The 6,041-nt window shown below is 62.4% G+C and carries 4 protein-coding genes, 1 tRNA gene and 1 pseudogene; 3 read left to right on the top strand and 3 right to left on the bottom strand.

Features of this window, described 5'->3' with window-relative positions; genetic code table 11:
* The 3 genes and pseudogenes from Q8R73_RS02860 to Q8R73_RS02850 all read left to right on the top strand — a co-directional run.
* A pseudogene (locus Q8R73_RS02860) lies at positions 1-196 on the top strand (peptidase); the annotation flags it as partial.
* Between the two features lie 8 nt (positions 197-204).
* Complete coding sequence (locus Q8R73_RS02855) at positions 205-1,041, top strand: nitroreductase family protein (protein WP_305718042.1); 837 nt, start codon at positions 205-207, stop codon at positions 1,039-1,041.
* Positions 1,042-2,174: 1,133 nt separating this feature from the next.
* Positions 2,175-3,197 (top strand): tyrosine-type recombinase/integrase, encoded by a 1,023-nt coding sequence (locus Q8R73_RS02850; RefSeq protein WP_305718041.1) that lies wholly within the window; start codon positions 2,175-2,177, stop codon positions 3,195-3,197.
* A 61-nt stretch (positions 3,198-3,258) separates the two neighbouring features.
* Here Q8R73_RS02850 and Q8R73_RS02845 read toward each other — a convergent pair.
* From Q8R73_RS02845 to Q8R73_RS02835, 3 genes are all read right to left on the bottom strand, one after another.
* Positions 3,259-3,334: transfer RNA gene (locus Q8R73_RS02845), tRNA-Lys, on the bottom strand.
* A gap of 174 nt (positions 3,335-3,508) precedes the next feature.
* Positions 3,509-4,105: a Spy/CpxP family protein refolding chaperone gene (locus Q8R73_RS02840; RefSeq protein WP_305718040.1), complete on the bottom strand. Its 597-nt coding sequence runs from the start codon at positions 4,103-4,105 to the stop codon at positions 3,509-3,511.
* A gap of 229 nt (positions 4,106-4,334) precedes the next feature.
* Positions 4,335-5,894 (bottom strand): 2-isopropylmalate synthase, encoded by a 1,560-nt coding sequence (locus Q8R73_RS02835; protein ID WP_305718039.1) that lies wholly within the window; start codon positions 5,892-5,894, stop codon positions 4,335-4,337.
* Positions 5,895-6,041 lie beyond the last annotated feature (147 nt).

Genomic DNA, 6,041 nt, shown 5'->3' with positions numbered 1-6,041 from the left:
GTCCGCCATCGGCGGAACGCCGGCCATCCGCGCCGCGAATGGCGGCCTCGACGCGAACTGGATGGTCCGCCATGGTGTTTCGACCGTGACCTTCGGCGCGGGGCAAAACGAGCCGCACACGATCGACGAATGGGTCAATCTCGACGAGTACGATCGAGCGTGTGTGCTCGCAGTACAGCTTGCGACGATGCGGTGAGCTCACAGATGAAGAAAATGATTGCTGAACTTATCGAGCAACGGTTTGGTCTTCCAAGCACGGTGGGACACGACACCCCCGCGGAGGGTGAGCTGGCGGCGATCCTCAGTCACCGAACCCACCGCCGCTATACCGACATGCCGATTTCCGAGGACTTGATGCAGCAAGTGCTCGCCGCCGGCTTGTCGGCGCCGGCAAAATCGGATCTGCAGCAAGTGGCTGTCCTTCGCGTAGAGAACCCCGGCATCCGCCGGGCGGTCGCCGAGTTGCTGCCAGCCATGCCGTGGGTCGCCCAGGCAGCGCGCTTTTTGGTGGTGTGCGGCGATTCGCGCCGCATTCGGCGTGTCTGCGAACTGCGCGGCATCCCGTTCGCGAACGATCACCTCGATGCTTTCCTGAATGCCGCGAGCGACGCCGCCATGGTGCTGCAAAATCTGATCCGCGCGGCAAGCGCGGTGGGGCTTGGCGCATGTCCTATCAGCGTGATCCGCAATCATGCAACGCGCATTGCCGAACTGCTGGCGCTCCCCGATCATGTATTTCCGCTGGCAGGCCTTTGCCTCGGCTGGCCGTCACGCGAGGGATTTGTCAGCATGCGCCTGCCCATGGCGCTCACGGTGCATGTCGACCGCTACGACGATACCAACTTCGAGGCCGAGATCGATGGCTACGACCGCCGCCGCGATGCCCGCCATAGCATTCCCGAGAGCGACTGGCGCCAGGTCGAGCGTTTCGGCAAGCCATCGCTCTATGGCTGGTCGCAGGACAAGGCCCGGCAGGTCTCGGTGCCCGAACGGCAGGATTTTGGCGCCTTCGTTCGCCGTCAGGGCTTCAAGCTGGATTAGCGCATGACGGAGTGACCGATGATCGGGTGTTATCCGTTTGCCACTTTCATGTTGGACCAAGTCTGCGGCGGCGCTTCCGCCACCTTGGGCGACCGGATAGTTTTCATGCTCAAGGTTCCCTCCTGTAAAGCGGATTCGAAGTGAGCAAGGATGCCATGTCGTCTGGACCTTTCCGTCCCAAAGAGTTCGTGGCGGTTGCCTCAACTCGCGACGCGCAAGCGGATCGTACCACGCGCGTCGCGATGGTAAATAGGCCGAGTTGTTCGCGCGGTGATTGAAGACAGCATGTCGGCCTTGGCTAAACCGAGACCCGAGCCCTCCGGTGAGGCATGTCCGTTCTGCCGCCGGGAGCGGACATGTGCAGGACCGGCCGCTTTGCGCGCCATAAGGGGTCGCTCGGCAACTGATAAGCTTTTATGCCAAAGCTTATCAGTCAGCCAACTGACTCCATTTGTGTAATTTCCTTATCAGTCAGCGGACTGCACGCGATCCCAACGCTCGCTTCTGCATTTTTCGATGACCGATCTCGGAAAATGTCCCGTAGTGCCTTGCACGCGATCGGCAATATGAGCCGCGGGTATTGCGATCAAGAAGCCGCTCTGTCAAGATTCGTCCGCCAAGCTAGGTTAGAGAATCTCTGCAAGACGCTCCGCCTGCAGATTGCAGTGCTTCGGAAGTCCGGAGCCGTGACCGACCTAAAGATCGAGTTCCTTGATCGCCTCGCGGCACTTCAGATGCACCTTAACCCGGTCCGTGAGAAGGCCGAGGTTATCAAGCGTGTGAAGTGAGGGCGTATTAGTCATGCGAACCTCCGTATGCAAACCAAATGAAGTCATCTTCAGCCATGTGTCGGGCGCACTGTCGAAAAACCACAAAATTCCATCACGGAGCCTCGGCCGTTAAGAATGCCGACGCAGGCCCGATTTGTCCTCGTCTCCTGACTCGCGAAGGAGCGGCGCAGTATTGCTCACTGTCGACTCAAGGCTTTAGCGTTTGGGTGTCTACCGGACGGCTACCGCAGTCAATCCCGGGGACAAACCGGTGGGATTTGAAGGCGATAGATCTTGCCTTAGACTCGCTCAGTGGCATTGGCCAGGATGAAGCGTTAGCACTAGACTCATGGAGAAAAGCTCGTGCGTGTCGTTCTGAAGGGAATTCATAAGGTCAAAAGACGCCTCGCGAACGGCGACACCAGGCTCCATTTTTATGCCTGGCGTGGCGGTCCGGCCATACAGGCCAAACCCGGTACTCCAGAATTCGTTCGCGCCTACAACGAAGCTCACACCAACATCCGGCAACCTCGCGCCGGCACATTGATGACCATCATCGCCGAGTACAAGGCATCGCCGGATTTTACGCGACTAGCTCAATCAACCCGGCGCTCTTATTCTCTCTACATCGCGCTGATTGAGAACGAGTTCGGCGACCTGCCGCTCGCGGCGCTTGTCGATCGTCGCGTGCGCGGCGAGTTCAAGACCTGGCGGGATGGGTTTGCTGCGACGCCGCGAAAGGCCGACTTCGCCTGGACGGTGCTGGCCCGCATCATGTCGTTTGCCAAGGATCGTGGGACGATCGCCACCAATCCCTGCGAGAAGGGTGGCCGCCTTTATGTGGCGGACCGGGCAGACAAGCTCTGGGGTGAGCAAGAGATAGCCGCCCTGCTTGCAGTCGCGTCGCCGGAAATCAAGCTGGCATTGGTGCTGGCCCTGTGGACCGGGCAACGCCAAGGCGACCTACTGCGGCTGCCATGGTCGGCGTATGACGCCAGCCATCTTCGGTTTCGGCAGTCCAAGACCGGCAGGCGCATGACGATGCCCGTTGGCGAGCCGCTGAGAGCGGTTCTGGATGTCACGGAACGACGCAGCCCGTTGATCCTGACCAACTCCTACGGCCGCCCCTGGACGTCTGATGGCTTTCGCACCTCGTGGTCCAAGACCTGCGCCCGTGCCGGCGTCAGCGGTCTGACCTTTCATGATCTGAGAGGGTCGGCCGTGGTGCGGTTGGCGCTCGCCGAGGCCACGGTACCCCAGATTGCGACCTTCACCGGCCATAGCCTCAAGGACGTCGAGGCGATCCTCGACGCGCACTACCTCGGCCGCGACGTGCAGCTTGCTGAAGCGGCGGTGTTGAAGCTCGAAAAGAGAACAAAACTGTAAACCGTGGTGTAAACCGCGGCCAATTCTCTCGTTCCCTATTTCGGTAAGTGCTTGAAAAGCTTGGTGGGCGCACCAGGGCTCGAACCTGGGACCCGATGATTAAGAGTCATCTGCTCTACCAACTGAGCTATGCGCCCGGAACTGGCCCGGAAAAGCCTTCACAAGAGGGCGTCGTTTAGCAAAGCGATTCCTCGATGTCCAGCAGACTGGCGGGGTATTCCCCGGCCATGTCGCGGGGGCGGAAGGGCGAAAAAGCCGCCGGATTCCGGCGGCTTCTGGCGCATTCTGATCGATTGAAGCCGGGCCCGCGGCTACAGCCGCTCGGGTCCGCCGCGGTCGCCGCGATCCTTGCCCGGATCGCCGTCCCGATCCCGCTCGAAACCGCGGTCGCGGCCGCGGTCGTCGCGGTCCATGCCACGGTGATATCCGTGATCGCGCCCGCCGCCGCGGCCGGACCGGCCTTCCATATGGGTCAGTATGGAGAGGCGGCGCTTCTGGCCGTCGTCGAGGGTCTTGTAGAGCGGATCCGCCGCGTCGGCGATCCGCTTCATCGCCGCCGCCGTGGTCGCCATGGTGTCGGCGCGGTCGCGCAGGCGCGTCACCGGATCGGGTCTCGGGCCATCCCGGTCGTCGCGCCGCGCATTCATCCGCGCATTGGCGCGATCGATCCGCAACTTGGCGAAATCCCGCACCGCGGCCTCGACCGGCGGCCACAGCTTTTCCTGCTCGGCGCTGAGTTTCAGGCCGGCCTTGACCGCGGCGATCTTCGCGTCGGCAAGGGCCGCCCTGTCCTCGGGGTTCATCCGCATGTGGTGGTGGTGGGACCACGGACGGTACTGATGGGCATAGACCGCGGTGGAACCGGCGATGGCGAGCGCCGCTACCCCGGCGATGGCGAACTTCTTCATGCGAGTCTCCCTGGAGGTGTTGCCTGAAGATGAGGGCGCCCGGCCCGCCGATCAACTTACAGTTTGGACAGAGTGACTACTCTTACCAAGATGTAATCTGCAGTTGCGAGGCGCTTGCAGGCGTCTCCCTCACAGCATGCCGAACGTGCGCGGCAGCCACAGCGCAAAACGCGGCGCCGGGGGCGCCGCGCTGCCTTCGGATTGTCAGGCTCGCACGCGCCTGAGCCGATCAGCTCGCCGCTTGCGCCGGCATGTCGCGCTGGCGCTTCATGACGATCTTGTTGAGGGCGCCGAGATAGGCCTTGGCGGAGGCCACCAGCGTATCCGGATCGGACGCCTTCGACGTCATCGAACGGCCCTCATGGGCGAGCCGCACCGACACCTCGGCCTGCGCGTCGGTGCCCTCGGTGACGGCGTGGACCTGATAGAGTTCCAGCTTGGCCTCGTGCGGCACCAGCAGCTTGATGCAGTTGAACACCGCGTCGACGGGGCCGTTGCCCTCGGCTTCCTCGATCCTGATCACGCCGTCGATGCTGAGCTTCATGGTGGCGCGCTGCGGACCATGGGTTCCCGCGATCACCGTCAGCGAAGTCAGCTTGATGTGGTCATGCGCGTTGGCGATTTCCTGGTCGACCAGCGCCTCGATGTCCTCGTCGTAGATATCCTTCTTGCGGTCGGCCAGCGCCTTCATGCGCACGAAGGCGTCTTCCAGCTGGTTGGCGCCGAGCTTGTAGCCCATTTCCTCCAGCCTGTGGATGAAGGCGTGGCGGCCGGAATGCTTGCCGAGAACCAGCGAGGACTTTTTCAATCCGATCATTTCCGGCTTCATGATCTCGTAGGTGGAAGCATCCTTCAGCACGCCGTCCTGGTGGATGCCGCTCTCATGGGCGAACGCGTTGCGGCCGACGATGGCCTTGTTGTACTGCACCGGGAACGAGGTCGCTGCCGACACCAGTTTCGAGGCCCGCGTCAGCATCGTGGTGTCGATCTGGTTCCACCATGGAAACACGTCGTTGCGGACGTTGATCGCCATCACGACTTCTTCCAGCGCGGCGTTGCCGGCCCGCTCGCCGATGCCGTTGACGGTGCATTCGATCTGCCGCGCGCCGCCGGCAATGCCGGCCAGCGAATTCGCCACCGCCATGCCGAGATCGTTATGGCAGTGCACGGAGAAGACCGCCTTGTCGGAGTTCGGCACCCGCTCGATCAGCGTCCGCATGAAGTGGCCGTACTCTTCCGGCGTGGTGTAGCCGACGGTATCGGGAATATTGACCGTGGTGGCGCCGGCCTTGATGACGGCCTCGACGATCCGGCACAGATAGTCCATCTCGCTGCGGGTGGCGTCCTCGGCCGACCATTCGACGTCGTCGATCTGGTTGCGGGCGCGGGTGACGTTGGCGATCGACAGCTCCATCACCTGCTCCGGCGTCATGTTGAGCTTGACGCGCATATGCAGGGGTGAGGTCGCGATCACGGTGTGGACGCGGCCGCGGCGGGCGAATTTCACGGCTTCGGCGCAGCGATCGATGTCTTTCGGATTGGCGCGCGACAGGCCGGCGATCACGGAATTCTTCGAACGCCTCGCGATCTCGCTGACCGCCTGGAAATCGCCCTCGGAGGTGATCGGGAAGCCGGCCTCGATGACGTCGACGCCCATGTCGTCGAGCATCTCGGCGATCTCGATCTTCTCCTCGAAGGTCATGGTGGCGCCGGGACACTGTTCGCCGTCGCGCAGGGTGGTGTCGAAAATGATGACACGGTCCTTGTCGGACTTCGGAGCGGGGGTCATTGCAAAATTCCTTTAGCTGGTGCGCTGCTGTCGGAGCGCGGAAGGGATCTGGTGATCTCGCGCGAACCCCTGAGTGCCCAGGCGCAAACCGCCCAGACGGCCCTCAGGGGCCGATAAGAAGCAGAAGCCCGCCAGGAAGCAGGGTGG

It is taken from the genome of Bradyrhizobium sp. (assembly GCF_030697065.1).
Taxonomy (GTDB): domain Bacteria; phylum Pseudomonadota; class Alphaproteobacteria; order Rhizobiales; family Xanthobacteraceae; genus Bradyrhizobium.
This window is presented reverse-complemented; position numbering and strand designations above follow the sequence as displayed.

Bases quoted from the DNA above. Each gene is read 5' to 3' on its own strand.
- Q8R73_RS02840 (WP_305718040.1), bottom strand. From the start codon at position 4,105: ATGAAGAAGTTCGCCATCGCCGGGGTAGCGGCGCTCGCCATCGCCGGT.
- Q8R73_RS02855 (WP_305718042.1), top strand. From the start codon at position 205: ATGAAGAAAATGATTGCTGAACTTATCGAGCAACGGTTTGGTCTTCCA.
- Q8R73_RS02835 (WP_305718039.1), bottom strand. From the start codon at position 5,894: ATGACCCCCGCTCCGAAGTCCGACAAGGACCGTGTCATCATTTTCGAC.